At 61.6% G+C, this 25,669-nt stretch carries 24 protein-coding genes; 20 read left to right on the top strand and 4 right to left on the bottom strand.

What is annotated here, in order from left to right; translation table 11 throughout:
- Position 1: 1 nt before the first annotated feature.
- The 11 genes from virB5 (at position 2) to F6X42_RS05015 (ending at position 11,903) form a co-directional block, all read left to right on the top strand.
- The gene (virB5, locus tag F6X42_RS05065) at positions 2–697 is read left to right on the top strand and encodes a P-type DNA transfer protein VirB5 (RefSeq protein ID WP_187633219.1); all 696 of its coding nucleotides are present in this window, start codon (positions 2–4) and stop codon (positions 695–697) included.
- Between the two features lie 198 nt (positions 698–895).
- Positions 896–1,600: a VirB8 family type IV secretion system protein gene (locus tag F6X42_RS05060; protein ID WP_187633142.1), complete on the top strand. Its 705-nt coding sequence runs from the start codon at positions 896–898 to the stop codon at positions 1,598–1,600.
- 41 nt (positions 1,601–1,641) lie between these two features.
- Positions 1,642–2,427 (top strand): TrbG/VirB9 family P-type conjugative transfer protein, encoded by a 786-nt coding sequence (locus F6X42_RS05055; RefSeq protein WP_246529962.1) that lies wholly within the window; start codon positions 1,642–1,644, stop codon positions 2,425–2,427.
- Entirely contained in the window at positions 2,420–3,664 is a 1,245-nt protein-coding gene (virB10, locus tag F6X42_RS05050) for a type IV secretion system protein VirB10 (protein ID WP_187633140.1), read from the top strand. Before F6X42_RS05055 ends, virB10 begins: the two co-directional genes overlap by 8 nt.
- Complete coding sequence (gene virB11 / locus F6X42_RS05045; RefSeq protein WP_187633139.1) at positions 3,661–4,779, top strand: P-type DNA transfer ATPase VirB11; 1,119 nt, start codon at positions 3,661–3,663, stop codon at positions 4,777–4,779. The genes virB10 and virB11 overlap by 4 nt, the downstream gene beginning before the upstream one ends.
- Before the next feature lie 7 nt (positions 4,780–4,786).
- Positions 4,787–5,188, top strand: coding sequence for a hypothetical protein (locus tag F6X42_RS05040; RefSeq protein ID WP_187633138.1), 402 nt, complete (start codon positions 4,787–4,789; stop codon positions 5,186–5,188).
- Entirely contained in the window at positions 5,185–6,921 is a 1,737-nt protein-coding gene (locus tag F6X42_RS05035) for a type IV secretory system conjugative DNA transfer family protein (protein WP_187633137.1), read from the top strand. The genes F6X42_RS05040 and F6X42_RS05035 overlap by 4 nt, the downstream gene beginning before the upstream one ends.
- The gene (locus F6X42_RS05030; protein ID WP_187633136.1) at positions 6,918–8,774 is read left to right on the top strand and encodes a PriCT-2 domain-containing protein; all 1,857 of its coding nucleotides are present in this window, start codon (positions 6,918–6,920) and stop codon (positions 8,772–8,774) included. The genes F6X42_RS05035 and F6X42_RS05030 overlap by 4 nt, the downstream gene beginning before the upstream one ends.
- Before the next feature lie 63 nt (positions 8,775–8,837).
- Positions 8,838–10,343 (top strand): LPD7 domain-containing protein, encoded by a 1,506-nt coding sequence (locus F6X42_RS05025; RefSeq protein ID WP_187633135.1) that lies wholly within the window; start codon positions 8,838–8,840, stop codon positions 10,341–10,343.
- 8 nt (positions 10,344–10,351) lie between these two features.
- Positions 10,352–10,888: a plasmid stabilization protein gene (locus F6X42_RS05020; RefSeq protein ID WP_187633134.1), complete on the top strand. Its 537-nt coding sequence runs from the start codon at positions 10,352–10,354 to the stop codon at positions 10,886–10,888.
- 1 nt (position 10,889) lies between these two features.
- Complete coding sequence (locus F6X42_RS05015; RefSeq protein WP_187633133.1) at positions 10,890–11,903, top strand: relaxase/mobilization nuclease domain-containing protein; 1,014 nt, start codon at positions 10,890–10,892, stop codon at positions 11,901–11,903.
- Positions 11,904–12,071: 168 nt separating this feature from the next.
- Here the strand turns inward: F6X42_RS05015 and F6X42_RS05010 are convergent, their stop codons facing one another.
- Positions 12,072–12,500, bottom strand: coding sequence for a hypothetical protein (locus F6X42_RS05010; RefSeq protein ID WP_187633132.1), 429 nt, complete (start codon positions 12,498–12,500; stop codon positions 12,072–12,074).
- A gap of 453 nt (positions 12,501–12,953) precedes the next feature.
- Between F6X42_RS05010 and F6X42_RS05005 the strand changes: the two genes are divergently transcribed.
- Positions 12,954–13,184, top strand: coding sequence for a hypothetical protein (locus F6X42_RS05005; protein ID WP_187633131.1), 231 nt, complete (start codon positions 12,954–12,956; stop codon positions 13,182–13,184).
- A gap of 831 nt (positions 13,185–14,015) precedes the next feature.
- Here F6X42_RS05005 and F6X42_RS05000 read toward each other — a convergent pair.
- Positions 14,016–14,948 (bottom strand): LysR family transcriptional regulator, encoded by a 933-nt coding sequence (locus tag F6X42_RS05000; RefSeq protein WP_312892475.1) that lies wholly within the window; start codon positions 14,946–14,948, stop codon positions 14,016–14,018.
- Positions 14,949–15,057: 109 nt separating this feature from the next.
- Between F6X42_RS05000 and F6X42_RS04995 the strand changes: the two genes are divergently transcribed.
- From F6X42_RS04995 to F6X42_RS04960, 8 genes are all read left to right on the top strand, one after another.
- On the top strand, positions 15,058–16,086 hold the full coding sequence (locus F6X42_RS04995; RefSeq protein WP_187633130.1) for an alpha/beta hydrolase: 1,029 nt from the start codon (positions 15,058–15,060) through the stop codon (positions 16,084–16,086).
- 16 nt (positions 16,087–16,102) lie between these two features.
- The gene (locus tag F6X42_RS04990) at positions 16,103–16,906 is read left to right on the top strand and encodes an SDR family oxidoreductase (RefSeq protein ID WP_187633129.1); all 804 of its coding nucleotides are present in this window, start codon (positions 16,103–16,105) and stop codon (positions 16,904–16,906) included.
- A gap of 17 nt (positions 16,907–16,923) precedes the next feature.
- Complete coding sequence (locus F6X42_RS04985) at positions 16,924–17,751, top strand: oxidoreductase (RefSeq protein ID WP_187633128.1); 828 nt, start codon at positions 16,924–16,926, stop codon at positions 17,749–17,751.
- A gap of 163 nt (positions 17,752–17,914) precedes the next feature.
- Entirely contained in the window at positions 17,915–18,829 is a 915-nt protein-coding gene (locus F6X42_RS04980) for an alpha/beta hydrolase (protein WP_187633127.1), read from the top strand.
- Positions 18,830–18,974: 145 nt separating this feature from the next.
- A complete protein-coding gene (locus F6X42_RS04975) occupies positions 18,975–19,532 on the top strand; it encodes an isochorismatase family protein (RefSeq protein WP_187633126.1) in 558 nt (185 codons plus the stop codon).
- A 90-nt stretch (positions 19,533–19,622) separates the two neighbouring features.
- Positions 19,623–20,744, top strand: coding sequence for an NADH:flavin oxidoreductase (locus F6X42_RS04970; RefSeq protein WP_184057194.1), 1,122 nt, complete (start codon positions 19,623–19,625; stop codon positions 20,742–20,744).
- A gap of 98 nt (positions 20,745–20,842) precedes the next feature.
- Positions 20,843–22,147 (top strand): NADH-dependent flavin oxidoreductase, encoded by a 1,305-nt coding sequence (locus F6X42_RS04965; protein WP_312892474.1) that lies wholly within the window; start codon positions 20,843–20,845, stop codon positions 22,145–22,147.
- A gap of 166 nt (positions 22,148–22,313) precedes the next feature.
- Entirely contained in the window at positions 22,314–22,982 is a 669-nt protein-coding gene (locus tag F6X42_RS04960; RefSeq protein WP_187633125.1) for a glutathione S-transferase family protein, read from the top strand.
- A gap of 762 nt (positions 22,983–23,744) precedes the next feature.
- Here the strand turns inward: F6X42_RS04960 and F6X42_RS04955 are convergent.
- Both F6X42_RS04955 and F6X42_RS04950 read right to left on the bottom strand, forming a co-directional pair.
- On the bottom strand, positions 23,745–24,623 hold the full coding sequence (locus F6X42_RS04955; protein WP_187633124.1) for a MaoC/PaaZ C-terminal domain-containing protein: 879 nt from the start codon (positions 24,621–24,623) through the stop codon (positions 23,745–23,747).
- Positions 24,624–24,666: 43 nt separating this feature from the next.
- Positions 24,667–25,572 carry an SDR family NAD(P)-dependent oxidoreductase gene (locus F6X42_RS04950; protein ID WP_187633216.1) on the bottom strand — a complete coding sequence of 302 codons (906 nt, stop codon included), beginning with the start codon at positions 25,570–25,572 and terminating at the stop codon, positions 24,667–24,669.
- Positions 25,573–25,669: the final 97 nt, after the last annotated feature.

Below are 25,669 nucleotides of genomic sequence, written 5' to 3'. Positions count from 1 at the left end.
CATGACAGGACGATTCAGGATAGCCGGTATCGCAGTCATATTGGCCGGGCTTTCTTCCGCGGGTCATGCGCAGGGCATTCCGGTATTCGATGCGCAGAACGTGGCTCAGGCCATTGCGACGGTGCTTCAGCTTGAGCAGGAGGTCCAGCAGGAAATCCAGATCTACCAGTCGACGGTCGGCACGCGCGGCTTTGGTGCGCTTCTGGGTAATCCGGTGGTTGCCAGCTCGCTGCCGTCGAACTGGCAGAGCGTCTATACCGCGGTTCAGAACGGAGGCTACGCCGGGCTGACCGGGAGCGCTCAGTCCCTGCGCTCGGCGAGTGAGATTTACAACTGCCAGGACCAGGCGGGTATCGACCAGCAGGTGTGCCAGCGCACGCTGAACAAGCCATTTCAGGACAAGGCGTTCGGCCAGCAGGCGTACCAGACCGAGTTACAGGAACTGAACCAGATCCAGAGCCTGATGCAGCAGATCGACGTGACGCAGGACCCGAAAGGCGTGGCGGAGCTGCAGGCGCGCATCCAGACCGAGACCACCACGGTGGGTAACGAGATGACCAAGCTGCAGCTCTTCCGGATGCTGGCTGAGACGGAAGACAGGCTGGTCGCCGAGCAGCAGAGCGAGCTGGTACTAAGCCGTGCAGGGAATATCACCCGGTTGCAGGACCAGATGGTGCCGGCCTCGTTCGGGAACTGAGGGGGCGACCATGTACAGAATTCTGATTGGATCATTTTTAGTAAATTTCGTCATCCTGATCAGTGGATGTTCGTCAGGGCCGCCAAAGCCCGTCCTGCCGGACGGATCACATCGCGTGCCGATCAACCACGTGTTTCCCGTTCCGGCGTCATCCATTCCGTTGAAACCGCCCGCCGCATCGACCGTCGGAGCCGGATCATGAGCGCGCACGAAGACTATGGGCGCGTACTTGACATCGAGGCGTCGCTGACGCATCTGCAGGAGCGCTCCGAACGGCGGGCATGGCATGTTGCCTACGCCGCAGTCTGCGTGGCGGCGCTCAGTGCGGTGGCACTTGCTGTGATGGTGCCGTTCTACCGGGTTGTGCCGTTGCCGATCGAGGTTGATCGCCTGACGGGCGAGTCCCAGGTGATCGACGTGCTCGATGCGCGTCATGTGCACACGAAGGAAATCCAGGACAAGCATTGGGTCGAGGCGTACGTGCGTGCCCGTGAACGCTACGCCTGGGGCCTGCTGCAGATCGATTACGACAGTGTTTTGGCCATGAGCGATGACGTGGTCGCACGTGATTACCGGGGTACTTATAGCGGACCGGATGCGCTGGACCGGCAACTCGGTCCGGGCACCGAACGGCGTACGCGGATTCTCTCGACCACGCTGCCACCCGATGAACCGGGGCATGCGGTGGTGCATATCGAGCGCACGACGTTTAAAAACGGCCAGGCGAACGCCGAGCCCACGCAGCGTTTTGTGATCACGCTCGCTTACACCTACCGGCCACCTGTATTCACGCGCGAAAGCGTTGCAGTCGCCAATCCGTTCGGCTTCAAGGTGACGGCCTACAGCCGGGATCCCGAATATACGCCGCCGGCTTCGTCCGCGACAGCGGGAGGTACGCCATGAGAGCACTTTCTTTCCCGACGCGCTGGCTTGCGGGCCTGCTGATGGTGAGCCTGTCTGCCCGCGCGTATGACGTGCCTGGCTGGTCCAACGATTCGCGGGTCCGGCAGATCGTGTATGCGTCCGACGCCGTTGTGCGTATCGAAGCACAGCGCGGCTTTGCCACCCATATTGCGCTCGATCTGCACGAACAGATCCAGGTGGTGGCGCCCGGTGATCGCGACGGCTGGCAGGTGGTGGCGAACAGGGGCGATCACGACGTGTACCTGAAGCCGCAGCTTGCCGCGCATGACTCAAATCTCGAGATCCGCACGGACAAACGCAGCTACAGCTTCGATCTGGTGGTGCTGCCGCTGAAGGCGAAGTTCGCCAACGGCGACGAGATGTATCGCGTGACCTTCGTGTACCCGGAGGAGATGAAGGCTCAGGCACAGGCTGAAACCGATGCTGAAGTCGTTTCCCAGCGCCTCGCCCAGTCGCCCGCCATACGCAACACCCGTTATTCGATGCAGGCCATGCCGCATTCGGACAATATCGCGCCGACGGCGGCCTGGGACGATGGTCGGTTTACCTATATCCGCATTCCCAGCAACCGGCGGATCCCGGCGACGTTCCGGGTGGCGGACGACGGTACGGAAAGCGTGGTCGACAAACATATGGAAGGCGACACGATCGTGGTTCACGAGGTGGCGAAGCACTTCGTGTTACGTCTCGGTGATGAGGTTGTCGGTATCTGGAACGACGCGTACGACATGGATGGAGTGCCGCCCAGTGATGGCACGACGGTTAGCGGCGTGAAACGCGTGTTGCGGAGTCGCGATGATGAATGACGATACCCGCAACACGATCGAACCGGATGACCCCACTGATCGAGGCCGGGAGGCGCGTGACAGGGATTCCGCCGGTGAACCCGGAGCGTCTGCTGATCGCGGTATGCCGGTGCTCGGGCAGTACCGGGGCACGCGCCCGCGCGCCTGGTGGCTGACGCCGCTTGTCGTCGTCCTCGTAGCCGGCGCCGGCGCGGTCTGGACGATTCACACGTTCCTTGCGCGTCACGACGCGGAAGCGAAAGCGCATCGCGATGCCGTGGCGGAAACATCGACTCAGGGGCGCGTGTTCAAGGACTCGCCGGCTGCGGCGAGCGCGGCATCCGCGCCACCCGTGGCAAGCGCACCTGTCCCAGGGTCGGTGCCAGTCGTGGCCCGTCCACCTGTTTCGGTTCAGCATCTGGCGTCGGCTCGCAGCTACTACGATGCACCGTTACTCGCGGCGGGCGGCACGTCCGGGGCGGGCGGGCAGGAAGGTGGCGTGACGGGCACGCTCCCGGCGGCGGGTATATCTGGCGGAGTCGCGGAAGCAGCCTCGCCGGTGGCGGCAACCGTCTCCGCCCGGTCGGCCGCCGCACCCGGTCAGTGCGGGACCGGAGCACTTGCCCAGGCGTTGACCCCGACCGCCACCCCGCGGGTGCGCGCGGACATGCTCGGTAACCGCAGCCTCATCCTTGCGCAGGGCGCCAAGATCGACTGCGCAGGCGATACCGCCTTTGATTCGACCGAGGCAGGGCTGTCGACCTGCACGGTGACAAAGAACGTCTATTCCGATGACGGGCGGGTAGTGCTGATCGAGCGCGGGTCCCAGATCAACAGCCAGTATCGCTCGAACCTGTCGCCGGGGCAGAAGCGGACCTTTATCCTCTCGGCCCGTATCGAGACGCCTCACGGTGTGACCGTCGAGATCGATTCGCCAGCGGCTGACTCGCTCGGGCGCATGGGGATTGACGGTTATGTGGATAACCACTGGCGTGCGCGTATCGGCGCGGCCATGCTGCTCGGCTTCGCCCAGGACGCGATCGGCTATCTGGCCACACGCGGCGGCAACAGCAATGGGTCCGTCGTTTACGAGAACACGCAGCAGCAGGGCAACGACATGGCCACGCGGGTGCTCGACAGCACGATCAACATCCCGCCGACGCTGACGCAGAAGCAGGGAGCCGAATTTACGATCGTGGTTGCGCGTGATCTGGATTTCGGATCCGTCTACGCCCTACGGCCGGAGGCCACGCCATGATCGCCCGCGCTGCCATACAGGATCGAGCTGGCGATGCGGTGCTCGCGCGGCTTCCTGACGACGCGTCGGTCCGCGAGCTGATGCGGCCATTCGCGCCGCTGCTCGACGATCCCGATGTCACGGAACTGATCATCAACCGTCCGCAGCGCGTGCTGACTGAGACACACCTCGGCTGGCACGGCCACGACTATGCCGATCTTGACTACGAGCGTCTGATGTCGTTCGCGGTGGCGGTCGCGACCCTCACAAACCAGGAAGTGTCGGCCCAGCATCCCGTTCTGTCCGCGCTGTTGCCCGATGACGCGCGTATCCAGATCGTGGTGCCGCCCGTCGTGCCGCCGCGTACGGTCTCGGTCACGATCCGCCGGCCGTCCGCACGCGAAAAGGGCCTCGACATGTATCGCGACGAAGGGTTGTTCGACGACACCGTGTGGCATCGTCCGGATGGCCTCGACGCGGCGCTGCCGGCGCTGCGCCCTGAGGATCGCAAGCTCGTCCAGTGCCTGGACGCGCGGGACTGGGGCACGTTCTTCCGGCTGGCCGTGACCGGCAGGCTCAATATCGTCATCGTCGGCAATACGGGCTCCGGCAAGACCAGCTTCATGAAAACCTTGTGCCGGTCGATTCCGTCAACCGAGAGGATCGTGACGATCGAAGATGTCCGGGAACTGTTTATCCGACACATCGAGAACTGCGTCCACCTTCTGTACAGCAAGGGTGGGCACGGGCAGGCGCGCGTAACACCGGCCGATCTGATCGCGAGCACGATGCGCATGCGGCCCGATCGCGTGCTGCTTGCCGAACTGCGCGGTGCTGAAGCCTATGACTTCCTGAAGTTGCTGACAACCGGACACGCAGGCTCGATCACCAGCTATCACGCATCGAGTGCAACGGTTGCGATCGAACGCTTTGCGCTGATGGCGAAAGAGCATTCCGAAGCCGCCGCATACGACGATGCCGCGCTGAAGCGCCTGCTGTTTCTGACCATCGACGTCATCGCGCACATGGAAGCGCACGCCCTTTACGACGGCGCGGGTAAGCAGATCGGCAAGCGCTGGGGCATGACGGAAATCTGGTTCGATCCTGTGCGCAAGGTGCGCACGGCGTTCGCGTGAGGACGGCATGAACACGAACCATCGATCCGTGACTCACGTGGAAGCCGCCGGAACGGTAGCGCATCACGCGCGGACCGCCCTGGTCACGCTCGTGATATTGGTGGTGGTAACGGGCGCTCTGGTGGCTTCGCTGTGGCTCGCGTCCTTCTTCCTGTACGCGAGCCTGCGACTCAATCCCTTCCATGCGGAGCTATGGGGTTGGCGCGATGCGCTGCTTGCCTGGCATGACGGCCGGATGCCGCACGGCGGCCGGCGCCTGGCGGGTGCGGCGCTTCTGGGCTTACTCGTTGCGGTGGGAGGGCCCTTGATGGGGCTTTACACACTATGGGAGCACTCTGGGCGTCGGCGCCTCTATGGCAGCGCGCGGTTTGCCAGTGAAGCGGAAATCCGCGCGGCGGGGTTGCTATGAATGCGCGCCCCGTTGCGGATGCACCAGCCATCGTCGTCGGCGTATGGCGAGGGCGTTATCTGCGCTTCACCGGTCAGCAGTTCGTGCTGCTCGCTGCCCCCGCACGCTCGGGCAAGGGTGTGGGCATCGTGATCCCGAACCTGTTGAGCTACCCCGATTCAGTCGTGGTGCTCGACATCAAGCGTGAGAACTATGCGCTCACGGCCGGGTTCCGGCGTGCGCACGGGCAGGAGGTATACCTGTTCGATCCGTTCGCCGAGGATGGTCGCACTCATCGGTACAACCCGCTATCGGCGATCTCGGACGGGCAGTTCCGCGTAGGCGACATCCTCGCGATTGGTTATGCCCTGTATCCGCCGGGCGGGCACGATGATTTCTGGAAGGACCAGGCGCGCAACCTGTTTCTCGGCATCGTGCTGTTGCTGTGTGAGTGGCGCGACGCGAGAAGGACCGGAAAGGCGCAGTCGATTCCCGACTATCCGGTCACGATCGGCGAGGTGCTGCGGCAGTCGTCGGGCAACGGCATGCCGGTCAAGTCGTACCTGCATCGCGCGCTCGTCCAGCACCGTGGTTTGCTGACCGGGCCATGTGTCGATGCGCTGAACCGATTCCTATCGAACGACGACAAGGTACTCGCGAGCATTCTCGCGACGTTCCACGCGCCGCTCACAGTCTGGGCCAATCCGATTGTCGATGCGGCCACGAGCGCCAACGATTTTGATCCGCGCGATCTGCGGCGCCGTCGGATGTCAGTCTATGTCGGGATCACGCCCGATCACCTGTCGGAAGCAGCCTTGATCGTGAATCTGCTGTTTTCGCAGGTTGTCAATCTCAACACGAAGCAGTTGCCCGAGGCTGATCCGACGCTCCGGTTCCAGTGCCTCTTGCTGCTCGATGAGATGACGGCGATTGGCAAGATCCACATCATCGCGCGTGCAGTTGCTTACATGGCGGGCTACAACCTGCGCCTGCTTTCCATCGTGCAGTCGGTTGCGCAACTCGAATCCGTCTACGGCCGGGCCGACGCACGTACCTTCCTGACGAACCACGCGATGCAGATCCTGTATGCACCGCGCGAGCAGAAAGATGCGAACGACTACTCTGAAATGCTCGGCACCTTCACAGATCAGTCCCGTAGCGTCAGCCGTTCGCACGCGATCTTCGGTGGCCGGGGCGGATCGAGCGAGAGCATATCCGAGCAGCGTAGGCCGCTACTGTTGCCGCAGGAGATCAAGGAGCTCGGGCGCGACAAGGAAATCATCGTGCTGGAGAACACCAAGCCGATCCTCGCCGACAGGATCTCCTACTGGCGTGATCCCGTCTTTGCCTCGCGGGTGTTAAGCGCACCATCGGTGCCTGCCATGAATCTCGCGCGTTTCAGTGCGCAGGTCGAGCGGCGGCTGCGCGAGGTGCAGCCCGAGGAGATCGATCCGGAAGGATCGGGCCTCGTTCATCCGTCGGCTGAGTATCTCGAAGTGCTGCAGGCATGGAATCCGCGCGACCTGCCGCCGCGTCTGGCTGATCTCAGTGAGGACGAAGTGACAGCCTATGTCGAACGGCACTTCATGCTGCTGGGTGTCCCGGCCGCACGGCTTGCGCAGGCGAAGCGTCGCTTGTCGGTAGCGGACCTCGACGTCGCGGAGCTGGTGCCAGCGAAACCTATCCGTGCGAAGCGCAGACCTGTGCCCGCCGCCAGATCGGGTGTTGTGCAGATACAGGGAGGCCGGAAATGAGTGCACCGCATGTTGACGAGACCGCACGCGCCCGTGCTGCGCTCGCTGTAATTCCCGCGGACGAATACGGTACGTGGATAGACATGGCATTTGCGCTCAAGAACGGCTTTGGTGACGCTGGTTTCGAGATCTGGGACGAATGGAGCCGCACGGCCGGCAATTACAACGAGCGTGCTGCCCGCACCACGTGGCGCTCGGTGAAGGAGTCGGGTAGCAAGACGCTCGCCTCGCTGTTCTGGCTCGCGCGGCAGCACGGTTTCGATCTGAAGCGCACGCATTATCCCGACCGGATGGCGACAACATTTGCGGTGAGTCCCGAAGTGCTTGAACGGCGGGTACGTGAAGAGGCACGGCAGCAGGCCCGTCATGAGGCGGTAGCCCGTGAAGCGCAGGCGATCTGGCAGTGGGCGCGACCAGTCGGTCCGGAACACCCGTATCTCGTACGCAAGCACCTCCAGCCGGTGCCGGCACTGCGTGAGCTGGAGGCCGTTGAACTGCACGCGTTGCTGGGCTATGCGCCAGCGAGCGAAGAGCAGCCGCTCACGGGACGCGTGCTGGTGGTGCCGTTCTGGATCGGCGAGGCGATCTCTACGCTGGAGCTGATCGACGAACATGGCCTCAAATCTTCACTGGCAGGTGGCCTCAAGAAAGGTGGGTACTGGATTGCCGGGCCGGCACCGGCTGCCGGAGACCCCTCCACACCGATCCTGATCGGCGAGGGCATGGCCACCGTACTGTCCGCCTACCGGGCGACGGACTGGCCGGCGCTCGCGACGCTGTCGAGCGGGACGCTGCCTCAGGTCGCCGCAATCCTGCGCGAACGATATCCCGACGTCGGGCTGGTTGTGCTTGGGGATCTCGGGCCGGGCGAGACCAGAGCCCGGCAGGCGGTGGAAGAATCGCAGGCGCGTCTGGCGCTGCCGGTATTCGCTGGAGGTGCGCGTATCAACTACAAGTTGCCGACCGATTTCAACGACATGGCGGTGCTGTCGGGCTTTGGGGATGTGGGCGATTGCCTGCGGGAAATCGCGTACCGGGATGTCGGGCTGGCGGCTGTGGGTGTGGAGTCGACAGTAGGTATTGCAACCGGCGGAAAGCTGGACGAACTGAAGGAGGACATCATGAGCCGCGTGAAAGAAACTCTGGTGAACGATGCAGAGGATGTTTCTCGTCGTCGCTCGTCGAAGCGTACCGAGCCAAAGCAGCACAACATGCCGGAATCCTCTGCGCCGACGAGCGAATCAGCGACTCCAGAGCGCCCGCCAACCGAGCCTTCCGTGGTACCTCCGGTTGGTGGTTCTCCTGCGGTCGAGTCGCGACGTCTGGCGCCGATACGCCCACCGGTGGGTGAGCCGCTGTTCGAAGTGGCCGATGTGCCCAACGAGATCCGGGCGCTGGCCGAACATCGTTTCGGCACACCGTTGCGCATGGGTACGCCGCGGGAGAACGGCGGGCCATATCGAGGGGAGGTATTCAACACCGAGCACTACCTGATCCAGGAGGTGGCGACGCGCAGTGTCGTCTTTCATCCAAAGGCGCAGATGGAGTTCGCCTCCGACCGGCTCAGATGGATGGATCAGAACGCCCGGCTGAATGGCTCGGAATTGCAGGTCGGTTACGACGGTGACCGGCCGAAGGTCTATCCGTGGGATCGGGCGCGTGACCTGTTGGAGCGTACCGTCGGCTCACTCAAGAAATCCGCGCGTGAATTGAATTTCAGTCCGAACCTCGAGGGAATGCTCGACCAGTTGCAGGCGCGATCGTGGGCACGAATACGCGAAGCACGCGCGGCGGCGCTGGAGCAGTCAAAGGAGCGGGCGGCGTCGCAGGATTCTCCCGGGCCGGACCGCTAAACCGTCTCACGTGTCGCCGGTTGTGGCGAGTCGAGTCGTACCTGATCAGGAAGAGGTCGCATCATGACTGAAACATCTCCTTTTACCGCTCCGGTCATCAACGTGATCGAGCAGGATATTCCCGGGCGTCCGGGGTTTGCGGAGCAGTCCGGTGGCGATGGTCGGACCCGTCAACTGGACGCGGCCGCGATGGATGCCGTATCAGCCCAGCGCCGCCGCGAGTTCGATGCGGCGCGGGCACGCCTGCGTGATCAGGCGATCCGCGATGACGCCGAGGCGGTACGGCAGCCCGGTACGCGTCCGACCGCAGATGCGCCGCCGGGGATCAATGACACAGCGCGCGTGCCACTCGATCAGCCGCCCGAACGGGTTCGTAAGCGATACCTGCGTGCGGGTCACCAGTATTTCCTCAAAGATGCGCCGTATCAGCTCGCGTTCGAGGATCTGGGACCGTACCTCGTCACGGAACACAATCGACCGGATGTGGTGGAGTCGATGGTAGACATCGTGGCGGCAAAATCGTGGCGTCGCGTTCGGGCGTCGGGACATGAGGTATTCCGAAGCGAAGTGTGGCTGCTGGGGACGTTGCTCGGCATTGAGGTGAGTGGCTATGAGCCGAAGGTGGCGGATCTCGCGCGTCTGGCGGATGCCCGGCAATCACGCTTACACAACCGGATCGAGGTCGATGCGTCGATGCCTGCGGCCACGTCGCAAGCGCGTGCCGAAGAGACCAGCACGTCGGCGCCCGCATCCGCGTCCACAGCCGGAATACCTAAGGAGGTGAGCGACGCATTTCGCGCGGCGCCGTCCCGCACCGGAGAACATGTGGGGTCGCGCCGGATTGGACGACAGCTGGCGAGTAGCGACGAGCCCGATGCTCCGCGGCGGTATGCCGGCGAACTGCGCGAACATGGCCGCGCACCCTATCAGAACAACCCGGCTCGCAGCGACTCGTATTACGCGGTGTTCCGAGATGCTACGGGTGCCGATCACGTTGTCTGGGGTGTGGATCTCGAACGGGCGGTGCTGGAGTCGCGTGCCGAACCCGGGCAGCAAGCCACGCTGGAAAACCTGGGTCGGCGGCTCGTCACGGTCAATGTGCCGATCCTTGATGACCGTGGCATGGTGGTGGGCGAGGAAGAGAAGGACGTTTACCGCAATACCTGGCAGGTCGAAGTGATGGAGCACGAACGCTCGGCGGCCGGGTCTGTGTCCCGCTCCGAGCGCGCACTCGATCGTGCCACCGCTCCTATTGGCAACCCGACGAACGAGGACAGGCAGGAGCGTCAGCCTTCCACGATATCCGACGAGGATAAGGTTCTTCACCTGGCGGTTCTGGTCGGCGCCATGCGGGAGCAGGGGTTTAGCGCGCGGTCGATTTCACGCGTGCAGCGGCGTGCCGAACAGATGCTGGACGCGTTTGGCAGGGAGGGTATCCCATTGCCGCGGCCGAAGGTCTTTGATCCGAAAGCACCTTCGGAGCGGGACCGCCGGGCACGGCCGGGTGACGGGCGTGCACCGGTCCGCGAGATCGAGCGGACACCCACCGAACCCTCACCTGCGCGCTAGAGGGAGCCATGCCTCAGCGCGAACGCCTGTGCGTTGAACTCGGCGAAATGCGGCCGGGTTGGGATCAATGGTGCGCGCGCCGGGGCATGACGGTTGGTGAAGGCGTGCGGCAACTGATGGCATCCGCACTGCGTGCCGATGCTGTCGACACCGACATCCGTGCCGAAGCAAATCTCCGATGGAGTGCTGTCGGCGTTCCTCGCGCTCGAATTGAGATCAGGCTGACGCTCGCTGAACAGGAGGCGGTCGAGCGGCGTGCAGTGGTGTCGGGCCTGACCAGTAACCGCTGGATTGTGGCGTTGATCCGAGCCCAGTTCATGAAGGAACCCCAGTTCGGCGTGCAGGAGATGCAAGTGCTGACGGATTCGAACCGGCACCTTGCTGCGATCAATCGGTGGCTTGGACAGATCGCGCGTGACGGGAGTTTGGCAGATATCGGACGAAATGGGGGTGGAAATATGGACGCAATCCGGGACGTGATAGATGTTCATCTGCGCGCCGTGGCAGCCGTAATTCGCGCGAATCTTGATCGATGGAGCCGGTGACATGCCTTATCCGAAGGTCTACATTGATGCGATGCTTTTGAACTGGGGCGACCGTCTGTTTCAGGAACCGTTCAGGCATGCCCGCGCGCAGCGGCTTTCGCGTGCAGGCATGCGTGATGAAGCCACGCGCATGCGCGATCAGTTGGCCCGGACACTCAGGCGCTCGCCTGAAGTCATGGTCAAAATCACCAACAAGGCGTCGGGTGCTCAGGGTATGGGCGCGGTGCGTCGGCATCTGCGCTATATCTCCCGCAATGGGCGGGTCGAGCTGGAAGATCAGAACGGGGACTCGATTGCTGGTGCCGACGCTGTACGCGACCTTGTGCGGACCTGGCAACTCGGAGGGTGGGGGATTCCGGAGACGAATACGCGTCGTCAGGTATTCAATATTCTGCTGTCGATGCCGCCGGGGACGAACCGACAGGCCGTGCGCGATGCCGCACGGGATTTCGCAGCGCTCGAGTTCGGGGATGGGCGCGCTTATGTGTTTGCGGCGCACGACGACGAGGCTCATCCGCATATCCATCTGAGCGTGCAGGTGCGTGGGCCGGATGGTCGGCGTCTCAATCCGCGTAAGCAGGATCTTTGGCGCTGGCGTCAACGGTTCGCAGAGCAGCTTCGCGAGCACGGCGTCGAAGCGAATGCGACACCCCGGTGCACGCGCGGTATTACGCAGCGTTATCCCAGGCAGGGTTTGGCGCACATGCTGGCGCGTGGAGAAGTGCCGATGTACTGGCGGGCGGGCGCGAGCACGGAGCAGAGACAGGCAGGCTGGAAGTCTCACGATGGAGTATTTGCTGCGTGGCGGGAGGTAGCGCAGATGATGGCAGCGTCGCCCACAAGAGCGGATCGGGCGATGGCTGTCGACATTGTGGATTTCGTGAAAGCAATGCCAGTGCAGCGGGATGCGCCCGCTATTGGACCGCGACCGGGAAGGGAGCCCGTCGGCGGGAGTCCCATAGTGCCGGACCGTGGCGCCCAACCCGATAAAACAGGTCCGGACGTCGAGCGTTGATGCGGAGATGCCCAGATTGCCTCGGATCGGCGGCAATCGGCATCTCACCGATATCCTGCTCTTGCGCTTTCCGCTGCATCTTTGCCCATATGGAGGTGTTTGCCGACGCCACGGCACTCCTTCATGCGGCGGTGAGCGGGCTCCAACTGATGGGCCCCTGTTCAAGGATTATGGATCGACAAACCATGCAGGTCCGCCCTTAAAAGTCGCGAAAAGCATGAAAAACATCACGATCACGAGAAGCGGAATACCGTAGAGGGCAACAGGGAAAAACAGTACGAACTGGAGTGACGAGCCGCCGATGCCGTGAAGGAGGTCGGTGTCACGAACGTTTTCAACTACCAGCCAGATCGCCATAGCGACGCCCATCGCCATGAGGACAAGTCCGCCGGACGGCTGCGTATGGCGAAGCGGGGCAGTTACCCAGAAATAGTATCCCCACCAGAGGAAATTGATGCCGATTGCCGCGAGCCAGAAGCCACGCGCCGAAAAGAAACTGCAACCGAACCGGCGCCGGCAATGGCGACTGAATAGCTGGATTCCCTTTGCAACCCCGCACAGGATAGCCACGACGATGGCGAGCTTCAGGATGTCCATGCGGCGTTCTCCTTTGCGAGGTGCTCCTTTCTGCGCTGGATTCGCGGGAAAGACATGTCTCGCTATGTTCTTCCCCAATATAGACGGTCGTTGGACGAATGCAACGTGGCTTTCGTAGAGCGGTGAAGAATGGTGTGGTTGGAGACACGACGTGGCACATCACTATGCCGGTCACTGATTGTCAGAGAACGCGACAGGTCGATCGTTGTCTCCGTGCGCCCACGCAAAACTGCGATCGGATCCTTGCCACTGACTTTGTGAGTGGTTCACCAGTTTAACGGAGATGGATACATTGAGCGCGGGAGCGCTGTCGTTGTCTGCAGAAACACTGCAAGGGAGAAGTTGGAATCCTTAGTAAACCGAAATAGGTCGTGCCAGATTGCAACGCCTATTGCAAACTCAAACTTGCGACAAGCGGTGGAACTGCACTCGCAAGTCGCGCGAAGCTCTCCTTTGATTTCCTACCTGCTCGTCGACACCTACGCCATTCCACTCATCCTCGATCAGGCTAACGAGAATCTGGACAACGAGCCAGCTTGCTCGATGTCGGTTCCAATCATCCGATATGCGAAAGAGCATCGGCAGATCGTCATGGCCGTTCACAATGCCCAACCTTTGCAGTCTGCTGTGACGCTGAGCAAGTCATTCATGCCGGATTTGACCGGTCGAATCAGTTTGTACTGAAGTACAAGGCTGGGGCTATCGAGAGTGCGGATGTCAACCGGGTGGTAATGGACGTACCTGAAGGGGCGTCGCCAGCTTTCGATAATCGACGCGACAAAGACTGTCAATGACCTGCAGCAGGGTTGCCGATGCCAATTCGTAGATTCGGGATCTCTTGGGCGAGGTTTCGATCTCCGAACGTTTACTGGCCTTCAAATCGTGCTAGTGCTTCCTTTCTGGCCATGCTGACAGGCTTTAAGTGCCTGCATGGGCAGCCTTGCGTGGCGAGATGGGGCGCGTCCGTACCCGCAAAGCGTCGCTAACTTTCGTCACTCCGCCAGACGCCGGGATGAGACCGGGCTTGGATCATCATTTTCCCCGTCGACGGGATGGCCTGCCGGGCAGCGATCTGCGCTACCCGACCCCGCCCGGTCCGATTGTGGTCAACGCGTCTGACGGTGCTCAGTAAGGGGCGGCAATGACGGTTCCAAAGGAAGCGGCTAATCGTGCTGCGAAAGTAGCGGACATTCTCCGGCCGTCAAGGTGTGGGCCACTCCCGAACAAGCTGGCAATAGTAGCTGCGAACCTGCTGGGGGTTCACTGGACTACGGTTTATCGACTGCGCCGGAAGTTTGTCGCAAACCCGGTCGCGAGCGCTGTCATCCCGAATCGCCGAGGTCCTTCAGAGGGATCAGCGCTCCAACGGACGTCATTAGCAGAAGTTGCGAACTTCACCAGCAGCGCACGCCTTAAAATGTCAGCCGCGTGTCGACCTGTCTCCAGATAGTCCGTCGATTGACACCCAAAGTCCCGCCGGTTGAACGTAGAGACCGCCGTACGGCTTGTTGCCTTTTATCCCCGATATCTCAAGGCGTCCACGAGAAGCCTGAAAGCAGGTGATGCATGGCGCCGGTGGGGATAGTAGAGATGGTATCCCGGCAGGTCGGGCGTGAACCTTCCCAGGACCCTCACGAGCCGCTCGGCGTCGAGACAGGGCTGGACCTGGTCGAGCGGCAGATAGGCAAGGCCGTGGCCGTCGAGCGCCGCATCAAGGATGAGATCGATGGTATTCAGCACAAGCTGACCATCAACCCGGACGCGTGCTTCGCGACCTCCGCGTTTCAGTCGCCATGCGTTTACCGTGCCCGACGTTGGCAGGCGTAGATTGATGGCCCGGTGGTCGATCAGTTGAGCCGGTGACGTCGGCATTGGGCTGTTGCGAAAGTATTCCGGCGAACCGACGATCGCCATCGGAATGTCGGGGCCAATCCGCATCGCGATCATGTCCCTGGCGATCTCCCCGCCGAGGCGTACTCCGGCATCGAAGCGGTCGGCCACGACGTCTGCCAGCCCGTAATCGACTGTGACCTCGACGTTGATGTCCGGGTTTCCAACAAGCAGCCGCTGCATTGCCGGAATGAGGATTGTTTTGGCTGCGTGTTCCACGGTTGTGAGCCGAATGGTGCCAGACGGACGATCACGCAGGTCACCCAATGAGGCGATTGCCGCGTCCAGGTCGTGCAGCATGGGGCCGAGGGTCGCGAGAAGCCGCTCACCGGCTTCCGTGGGCGCCACGCTTCGGGTCGTGCGCGAGAGCAGGCGCAGGCCGAGGCGCTCTTCAGTGCGACGCACGATCTGGCTAAGCGCAGACTGTGCCATACCGAGGCGGGTGGCCGCCTTCGTGAAACTGCGCTCTTCTGCCACAACTACGAACACCGTTAGATCCGCGATCTCGTCCCGCCGCATAAGGTTTTCTCCCGCATCGAATTGATTTATCACAGGCATGATAGGCCCCATCGATATTGGGCGTCTAATCAATCCAATCCTTCTGGTCTACATTGGATGGCGTCGGTCCTGAACCGAAGCGCTGGTCTAGATCAAGAGGAGCCTGATTGTGGGCAAAGTCACGTTCGCCAATTCGTGTAACAAGGCGATCGCCATGTCGGCGGTGGTCAACTTTCCGGAAGGATTCGACGAGAACCGTGTGTATCCGGCGATCGTGGTGTCACATCCGGGCGGCGGCGTGAAGGAGCAAACCGCGGGCACCTATGCGAAGAAGCTTGCGGCGCACGGTTTCGTGACCATTGCCTACGACGCGTCCTATCAGGGCGAGAGTACCGGCGAGCCGCGCCAGCTTGAAAACCCCTACATCCGTACCGAGGACATCAGCGCGGTGATCGATTACCTGGCGACGCTGCCGTACGTCGACATGAATCGCCTCGGGGCGATGGGCATCTGCGCGGGAGCCGGATATGCCGCCTGCGCCGCGATTCAGGACCGTCGGATCAAGGCCGTCGGCACCGTGAGTGCCGTCAACATCGGTACGCTGTTCCGCAATGGCTGGGACAACAGTGGAAAGTCCATCGACGCATTGCCAAACATCGAAGCGGGCTCCAACGCCCGAACCATGGATGCCCGCGGTGCGGCTTTGGCCACGATGCCGCTTGCGCCCCTGCGGGAGCAGGACGCCCCGAACGAGGAGATGCGTCAGGCTTGGGAGTACTACCACTCGGTCCGCGCGGAGTGCGCCACGGCGCCGGGTTTCGCCACACTACGCAGCCTGAACCAGATCGTCACCTACGACGCCTATCACCTGGCCGACATCTATCTGACGCAACCGCTGTTGATCGTTGCGGGCAGTGAAGCGGGCAGCAGGTGGATGAGTGAAGAACTGTTCGATCGTGCTGCAAGCAAAGACAAATCTTTTCATGTTGTCGACGGCGCCAATCATATGGACCTGTACGACGTGTGCAGGTTTGTTGAAGAAGCCGTGTCGCTGCTCGCACCGTTCTTTTTGAGCAGGCTGCCCGTGATGGAAGTGGCGAGCCGGGCATCGCGGGGAGGGGGCCATGTCAGCCAGATCCCCAGGAAACGCTTTCCGTCGACCGCACGAGGCGGCAGACGGGCTGCAACCAATATCTGAGTCACAGGAGAGATTAATGACCAGGACTGTTCTCATTACCGGCGCGGCCTCGGGGTTTGGCGAAAACCTCGTCCACAAGTTTGCTGAAAAGGGCTGGAACGTTACTGCCACGATGCGGGATATCGACAAGGCGCCCGTCAGCTTCGCGAAGCTGTCCAATGTCCATGTGACGCGACTGGATGTGCGCGATGAAGCCAGCATCCTTGAGGCACTTGCCAGCAGCGAGCAGCGCTTCGGTGCGCTCGATGTGCTCGTGAACGCGGCGGCCAAGGTGCTTGGAGGCACCCTCGAGGAACATACGATCGACCAGGTCAGGGACCAGTTCGAGACCAACGTGTTCGGAACGCTGGCCGTGACCCGTGCTGTCCTGCCCGGCATGCGCGCGCGGGGTTCGGGCCACATCCTCAACTTCTCGTCTGCCGCTGGGGTGATCGCCATGCCCCTCATACCCGCATACGCGGCCTCGAAGTTCGCGATCGAGGGCTATAGCGAGTCTCTCGCCTTCGACCTTGCGCACCTTGGTGTCATGGTCACGATCGTCGAGCCTGGCTACTTCGAAACGGAGCTTGGCAGCAAGGCCGAAGCCCCGGCACAGAGGATCGAGGCTTATGCCCCTGCCGCTGAGCTGCGTGGCGCGATATTCGACTACACGCCGGGGAACCTCGACGGCGCCAGTGAAGCCATCGTGTCCATCGCGGGCTCGAAGCACGCACCTGTGCGCCTGTATGTAGGGCACGGTCTCGACTCCGTGCGCAAGCGCTATCAGGAACATCTTGATGCGTGGAAGCAGAACGAGTCCATTACCCGCTCGACCCTTTGACCTTGGGAGGCTCACCAATGAAGACCTGGTTTATTACCGGAGCCAGCCGTGGATTCGGCCTTGAAATCGCCCGTGCTGCCCTGGCGGCGGGAGATCAGGTCGTTGCCACGGCGCGCAAACCACAACAGCTCGAATCCGTCCTCGCCGGAGACCGACTGCTGGTGCTACCGCTCGACGTTACCGATGAGCTTTCGATCCGGTCCGCCGTTGACAGGGCTGTCCAGAAATTCACGCGCATTGATGTACTCGTCAACAATGCCGGCTACGGTCAGCTGGGAGCATTCGAGCAGCTGTCGGCCGCAGCAATCGACAGGCAGTTCGCCACGAACGTCTTCGGCGTGTTCGCCGTAACTCGGGCGATCCTGCCGGTCATGCGCGAGCAGCGCTCGGGCCATGTGCTCACAGTGTCGTCTATCGGCGGTCTTCTCAGTACGCCGGGGGCGTCGATCTACTGTGCGTCCAAGTTCGCCCTGGAGGGCTGGTCGGAAGGGTTGAGCGGGGAACTCAAGCAGTTCGACATCAAGGCGACGCTGATCGAGCCCGGTGCCTTCCGTACGGATTTCCTTGATGCCACCTCGGTTTTGCACGGGGACGTCCTGATTCCGGACTACGAGGCCTATCGCAAAACCCTTCAGGCCACGTTCGACGGGGCGAACTACAAGCAGCCGGGAGACCCCGCCAGGCTCGGCGAGGTCGTGGTGGCGCTGGTGCAGTCGAAAGAGCCGCCGGTGCGCCTGGCTATCGGGACCGATGCTTACGAAGGCGTGCTCACGCGCGCAAGTCGGGACCGCGAACTGGCCGACGAGTGGCGCAGTGTGTCGGTTTCGACTGACTTCTCAGAATAATTAGCAACACGAAATCGTGCAAATCGGCCAGTTGCCCGATGGGAAGCAAGAAGTGCACTGGCCGAGGAGGCGTAGCGGAACCTCCGGAGGGACTGTCGTCAGTCGTTTCCAGAGGCCACCCGCGATACCCGCTTAATCCGATCAACCACGAAGGAAATCTGTCATGCGACACGACGTCAAATTCCCCAGCAGCGGCCTGAGCATTGCCGGCCATCTCTATGTTCCCGAAAACACGTCCGGTCCACTGCCGGGCGTTGTCATCAGCCACCCCATGGGCTCGGTGAAGGAACAGAGCCCGTCCAACTATGCGGAGCGCCTGGTCAAGCAGGGCTTCGTCGTTCTGACTTTCGATGCGGCCTATCAGGGTGAGAGCGAAGGCTCTCCTCGCGGGCTCGAAGATCCGATCCAACGCGCCGAAGATGTCAAGAGTGCGGTTTCTTACCTCTCGATCCGGCCGGAAGTTGATCCGCAACGCATCGGCGCGCTCGGCATCTGCGCTTCGGGTGGCTATGTGCCGTTCGCGGCCCAGACCGACCACCGGATCAAGGCCGTTGCCACCGTGGTCGGCGCGTGCGTTGGCATCCTCTGGCGTGAAGGCATGGACGGAAAGCAAAGCCCGGACGTGCTGCAGAAGCAGCTCGACGAGGCGGCTGTCGACCGCACTAACGAAGCGAAAGGCGAGCCGGTCCGCATGGCGCAGATCGTGCCGGCGACCGACGAGCAGGCAAAGTTCTTCCCCGAGAAGAGCATGTTCCGCGAGGCCTACGACTACTATCGCACACCGCGTGGCCAGCATCCCCGCTCGACCAATCAGTGGGTCGCGCGCAGCGTCGACAAAATCGCGCAATACGATTCCTATGCCCTGGTCGATCTCATTGCTCCGCGACCACTTCTGATGATCGCGGGAACCGAAGCTGATACGCAGCGCTTCAGCGTGGAAACGATAGAGAAGGCAAAGGGGCCGAAGGAGCTGTTCTGGATCGAGGGCGCGTCACATGTCGACCTGTACGACAAGCCCGAGTATGTCGATCCCGCCTCCGTGAAGCTCGTTAGCTTCTTCAAGCAGCATCTCGGTTAAGCGGACCGCGCCATCGCACAGGTGTTCCAGGGGTGGCACAGGCTCCTCTAATAATCGTCATTATGTCCGGCGCGATTGTTCAACCCGCGCCGGCATGGTGAGTTCCAGTCCGCTTCGTCCCGGTTGCGATTCACGGAGTAGTTTCATGCCTAAAGCACAAGACATCGCCTTTCTATTTCTCGATTTCCAAATCGACGTCATCCCTGCAGCGAAAACTCTGCCGCTGGAGCGCCTTCAAACATCGGTGGGCGCATTGGCGACGCTAGCCAGGGATTTTGGAGCACCGGCATTTATCTCGACCATACCGACCGGCGCGGAGACGAAGCTCATCCCCGAACTTCAGGTCGACGGGCTTTCGGCGACTATGGTCACCCGCAATGGGCCGCATCTATTTGGCCACGCGGAGTCCGCTCAACATATCAGCGCGCTGAAGAGACCGGTGCTCGTGGTCGGCGGTGTCCTGACCGAAATCGCTGTCCTCAATGCTGTTTTAGGTGCACGAAACGCCGGCTACGAAGTGCACGTAATGATCGACGCTTGCGGTGGATGGAGCGAGCGCACCCAAACTGCGGCCATCGAACAGATGCGCGCGGCCGGCGCGGTTATCTCCTCGACGCTCACGCTGTCGACGAGTCTGCTCGAGACCTTCTCCTCGCCGGATAGCGCTGCCGTTTTCAAGGCTATTGGTGCACTGCTCGGCTGAGCGCTTGCGCCAGGCCCGGGCGCGCTGCGACCGTTGACCGCATAGATGGCATCACATAGATACGCAATATTATTTTCAGGAATTTCCCTCATGAACAAGCTCTCAGTCGCGCCGTTGTTCCAGCCGTTCAAGCTCAAGTCCCTGACGTTGAAAAATCGCATCGTCATGGCACCCATGACGCGCTCATTCGCTCCCGAAGGTGTCCCTGGCGAGAACGTCGCGGCCTATTACCGGCGCCGCGCCGAAAACAACGTGGGCCTGATCCTTTCCGAAGGCACCGTGATCGATCGCCCCGCGTCGAGCAACGACCCGAACATCCCTCTTTTCCACGGGACGGCGGCACTGAACGGCTGGAAGCAGGTGATCGACGACGTCCACGCCGCGGGCGGAAAGATGGGCCCGCAGATCTGGCACGTCGGCTCGTTGAAAAGCCCGATGACTGCATGGGAGCCGGGCGTGCCCGTGGAAAGCCCGTCGGGTCTGGTCGGCCCGGGCGACAGCCGTGGCAAGGCGATGAGCGATGAGGACATCGCCGACACCATCGCCGCTTACGGGCGCGCGGCGGCGGATGCCAAACGTCTGGGTTTCGACGTAGCCGAGATTCATGGCGCGCATGGCTATCTCATTGACCAGTTCTTCTGGGCCGGTAGCAACCAGCGCACCGACAGGTATGGCGGCAGCACCATCGAGGAGCGCTCGCGCTTCGCATCGGAGGTGGTGAAAGCCGTGCGTGCAGCCGTGGGTGAAGACTTCCCGATCATCCTGCGCCTTAGCCAATGGAAGCAGCAAGACTACTCGGTGCGCCTGGCTGACACGCCCGAGCGTATGGGTGCGTGGCTTACTCCGCTAGTCGAGGCCGGCGTAGACATCCTGCACTGCTCGCAACGCCGTTTCTGGGAGCCGGAGTTTCCCGAAATCGACGGCGACGCAGGCCTCAACTTTGCGGGCTGGGCCAAGAAGCTCACCGGTGCGGCCACGATCAGCGTTGGCTCAGTCGGGTTGGGCAGCGATCTCACGGCCTCCTTCAGCGGCGAAACAGCGGCGCCGGCGAGCCTCGATGCCTTGGTGCAGCGCATGGAACGTGAGGAATTCGACCTGATCGCGGTGGGCCGTGCGCTGCTCGGCGATCCGCGGTGGGTAGCGAAAGTGCTGGGCGGCGCACACGACGAGTTGAACAGTTTCAGTGCGGCCGCGCTGGCCGAGCTGGTCTGAACCCGTACCACGACTGGACGACGCACCACCGTGTCTGACTCCGGCGCCTGGCTTGCCCTGAAGCTTGCGGGTCCGAGTACATCCGAAAGCACCATCGGGTGTACTCGATCCGCAAGCTCCGGGAAGCCCCCTCTCTGCAAACAATCCAACTCGATCTCGCACGGTCCGCCGACGCCGGGTATCGGTTCATTCGAACCTTACGCGCCAGCCACGGCTGGTTGTCGCTGATCATAATCAAATCGACTCTTATGACGCAACGAACATCGCCACTCTTCCAGCCGTTTGCATTCGGGAACGGCGTTGCCCTTCGCAATCGCTCCGTCATGGCGCCAATGACGACCTGGTCCGCCAATGCCGACGGCACGGTGTCCGATCAGGAGGTGGCCTACTATCGCGCCCGAGCTGAAGGCGTTGGCATGATTGTGACCGGCTGCACCCACGTGACGGCAAACGGCATCGGGTTTACCGGTGAATTCGCTGCTCATGAGGACCGGTTTATCCCGAGCCTGCGCCGTCTCGCGCAGGCGGCAAAAAGCGGTGGTGCGCCGGCAATCCTGCAGATCTTCCACGCTGGCAACAAGGCCGTGCGGCATCTGGTTCCGGACGGTCGGGTGGTCAGTGCCAGCGCGCTAAAGGCGCCCCCTGGTCCGTTCAACGACGGCGAAGTCACCAGTCAGGCCCTCACTCACGACGAAATCGTGGAAATCATTCATGCGTTTGGAGAGACAACACGCCGCGCCATCGAGGCAGGGTTCGATGGCGTTGAATTGCATGGCGCTCATGGATTCCTCATTCAGAACTTCTTTTCGCCATTTTTCAACCAACGTCACGACGAATGGGGTGGCTCTCTGGAAAACCGCATGCGCTTTCCACTCGCGGTCGTGCGTGAAGTGCAGCGCGTAATCGCGGAACATGCCGGGCGGCCCTTCCTGCTCGGTTATCGCCTGTCACCTGAAGAACCCGGCGAAGGCGCACTGCGGATGGACGACACTTATGTCCTGATTGACGCGCTGATCGAGAGCGGTGTCGATTACATCCACGCCTCGCTCTTTGACATCCCGAATGCGAGGCCGCTGGACTATACGGGCGAGCATACGACCGCCGAGTTGATTGTTGAACATGTCGGTGGCCGCATACCTCTAGTTGCAGCTGGCTTGATCCGCACGCCTGATGAAGCCGGCAAGTCCCTGGCATCGGGGCTTTCGCTGGTCGCGATCGGACAGGCGCTGGTGATGAATCCGGATTGGGTCGAGCTTGCGAGCGATGGCCGGGCGGCGGAGATTGCCACCACACTGGATCCGTCGCGAGTGCCAGAACTGACGATTCCGGACAAGCTGTGGGAAGTGATTCAGGCAGCGAAGGGTTGGTTTTCGCTGGATTCCCAAGCGGTGGTTGCTGAATGAGCTGACGAAAAGTGTCTTGGAAGGTTCGATGTCGTTCGCCAGGAGAGTCTTGTCGACCCCTCCCGGCGCCAGGAGCGAGAAGGCCGGAGCTCAAACTCCGGCCAGCACGCCGTCCCTTTACATCCTCACGATGGGGAAACCGAGCTCCTGGAGGAGCAATACTGAAATGAACGCGCTGTCATTGGTTAGCCATCACCTGTGCCCTTTCGTCCAACGTGCCGCAATCGTGCTTGGGGAGAAAGGCATAGCATTTGATCGGATCAACGTTGATCTGTCAGAGAAACCCGAATGGTTTCTGAAAAAATCTCCAACCGGCAAGGTACCTCTTTTGATCGCGTCGCGCCCCGACGGTGGTGAGGCTGTTCTCTTCGAAACCACGGTGATATGCGAGTTCCTTGAAGAGTCGCAGGAAGGTACGCCGATGCACCCATCAAATGCCTTTGACCGCGCGCGCGATCGAGCATGGGCGGAGTACATCTCATCGATGTACGCGGACGTCTGGCTGATGCTCAACGCGAACGATATGGAAGTTTTCGAAAGCAAAAAAACCATATTCCGTGCAAAGATCCGTCAGATAGAGGGCGAAGTTTCCTCTGGACCGTATTTCAATGGCAAGTTTTTCAGCATGGTTGATGCTGCCATGGCCCCACTGAGTCGTTTTTTCGATTGTCTCCCTGCGGATCGTACGTCAGTATTTTTTGAATACGCTCCGAAGATTGAGAAGTGGCGACAAACGTTGAGGTCCCGACCCAGCGTTGCAGCAGCGGTGGGCGCCGACTACGCGGTCCGTTTTCGGGAACAGCTTTCCAGGCAACATGCGCTGATCCTGCAATAGGTGCGTGGCTCTCGCCAAAACGCCGCAGCGTTGATTCAGTCGTAGATTGCGGGGACGAACCGAAAAATCGGATGCGCCGTCATGAGCATGCAAGTTTGGCGCGACTGGAGCGGACGCCTGAGTGTCAGTCTGGACGCGATGCGGTGGGCCGTAGATGGCCGACTACGGCTCATGCGCTTTGCAGTGTGGCGGGGAGCATCGTAGCGCGGCGCCCAGCAGGGTGTGGCCGAGACCGACGATTCGCAACCGGCCGAGCGTTGTGACACATTTACTGTCGCAACAGTGACAGATTGAATGTGGTCTACGCCGGGCGGCGGACATTGCCACCGCACTGGATATGTCGCGACTGCCGGAGTTAGCGATTCCGGACCAGTTGTGGAAGGTGATTCAGGCGACGGAGGATCGGTTTTCGCTCGATACGCAAGCGTTGGCTGCTGAATGAGCTGACAAAGTGTCCTGGAAGGCTCGATGAGGTTCGCCAGGACAGTCTTGTCGAGCCGTCCCGGCGCCCTTCGGCTTTGCGATGACGATCCGGATCGAGGGGGCTCTCGAAATAGTCCGGTGAGGCATGCAGCCTTGATGCCAACTCGCGCTACGCAACGCGCGATGGACGCCGCGACGCAGATGGCTTCCTGTACAGTGAGACACAACGCCTCGCGCATCGACGATCGTCCTCGACCGCGCTTAGGCATGATCTATTAGAAGCATGGTTCGCCCATTGCTGCGTTTCGTCCTGGGGCGGCTTCCAGGCCACGCTCACGGTCAAAGTATTTCTGCTTCGCCGTTGTTAAGCACCACGACGTTGCGCTCCAACGCACGCGCTCGGAAGTGCAGGGGCTTTCCCGTACCGGCTGGCAACCACATTTCCACGCGAACCGTTTCTCCGGGGAATATCGGCGTGGAAAAACGCGCGTATAGCATCTTGAGTCTTGCCGCCTCGTATTCGCAAACGCTGCGGAGGATCGCATGACCGGCAATGCCATACATTGCGAGACCATGCAGAATGGGACGCTCGAAGCCTGCTGCGCGCGCAACTTCCGGGTCCACGTGGAGCGGATTCGGATCCCCGTTCAATCGATAAAGCAGCGCGGCATTGGGATAAACCGGCAAATCGCAGACGATGTCTGGCTCCGTTTCGGGCACGGCCGAAGGCGGAGAAAGAGGCGGGTCGCTTGGTTGCCCGCGAGCGGAAAACCCCCCGTCTCCGCGGCAAAAGTTCAACTGCTCGACCTTTGCCAGCAGTTGGCCGGTCTTCTTGTCGATGACGTCCCGCTCCATCAACACCTGCGCGCCTTTGCCTTCGCCTTTGTCGACGACCGCCTTGACGTGAGTCCGGCCGATGATCGTCGTGGCCGCAGGCAGGGGACGAAACAGTCGCACGCGTTGCTCGCCGTGCACGACCTTGACCCAGTCGATGCCGCTTTCAGGCTGCCTCATCCATTGACCAGGAAAGCCCAAAACGGCAGCCATGGTGGGAGCAACCGACAACTCGGGCCCATAAGTGAATCTGAGTGCGCGGCGGTCGAGCGGGGCGAACCCGAACCCCACGCTGAGCGCATACAGCGCACTATCGCGCTCGGTGTAGGTGTGTTCGACATCGCCGAACGGCCAGTTCTTCAAAGTCTGATAATCGATCGCCAACTCTGCCTCCGTTTCTTGATGCGACCAGTCCCAGGCGATCAGGTCAGATAGGGTCCCAGCTGAACACATCGCCGGAGCGATCCATCGGAACGAACGACGCCTTCAGTGACGGCATGCCGTGCTCGGCGATCGATTCCGGCGTCCAGCCGTCGCTGCGGTGCACCGAGCGGAGGGGGCGCGGCTGGCTCATCAGGAAAATCTCGTTGTTCCGCACGGTGAAGATCTGGCCGTTGACATCGCGGGAACCGTTGCTCGCCAGATACACAGCGAGCGGGGCAATTTTCGCCGGCGTCATCTGCTTGATCTTTTCGACGCGGGCCGCCTGTTCGGGCGTGTCGGTCGGAATCGAACTCACCATGCGGCTCCATGCGAACGGGGCGATGCAGTTCGATCGAACATTGAATTTGCCGAGGTCCAGCGCGATCGACTTCGAGAGCCCGGCAATGCCCATCTTCGCGGCGTTGTAATTGGCCTGCGCGAAGTTGCCGATCAGGCCCGAGGTGGACGTCATGTGCACGAAGGCGCCGCTCTCCTGATCCTTGAAATGCGGCGCGGCCGCGCGGCTTAGATTGAAGGTACCGTACAGATGGACCTTGAGCACCGCATCCCATTCTTCATCGGACATCTTGTGGAAGAAGCGGTCGCGCAGAATGCCGGCGTTGTTCACGATGCAGTCGATGCGGCCGAACGTGTCCAGCGCTTGCGTGACGATGCGCGTGCCGGCTCCGTTGTCCGCGACGCTGTCGGTGTTGGCGACCGCTTCACCGCCAGCCGCGCGAATTTCGGCTACGACGCGTTCGCCCGGCGAACTATCGTGTCCGGTGCCCTCGAGTGAGGCGCCGATGTCGTTGACGACCACACGTGCGCCATAGCGCGCCATCAGTAGCGCGATATCGCGACCGATGCCGCCACCCGCGCCCGTCACGATGACGACCTTGCCTTCCATCATGTTGTTGCCTGTCATGAGTGTCTCCATTCTGCTGGTGCATGCCGGCACAAGGTTGGATTAACCACGTCTGCCTGCGTGAACTTCGATGCGTTCGGGA

The organism is Paraburkholderia podalyriae (genome assembly GCF_014397785.1).
Taxonomy (GTDB): domain Bacteria; phylum Pseudomonadota; class Gammaproteobacteria; order Burkholderiales; family Burkholderiaceae; genus Paraburkholderia; species Paraburkholderia podalyriae.
This window is presented reverse-complemented; position numbering and strand designations above follow the sequence as displayed.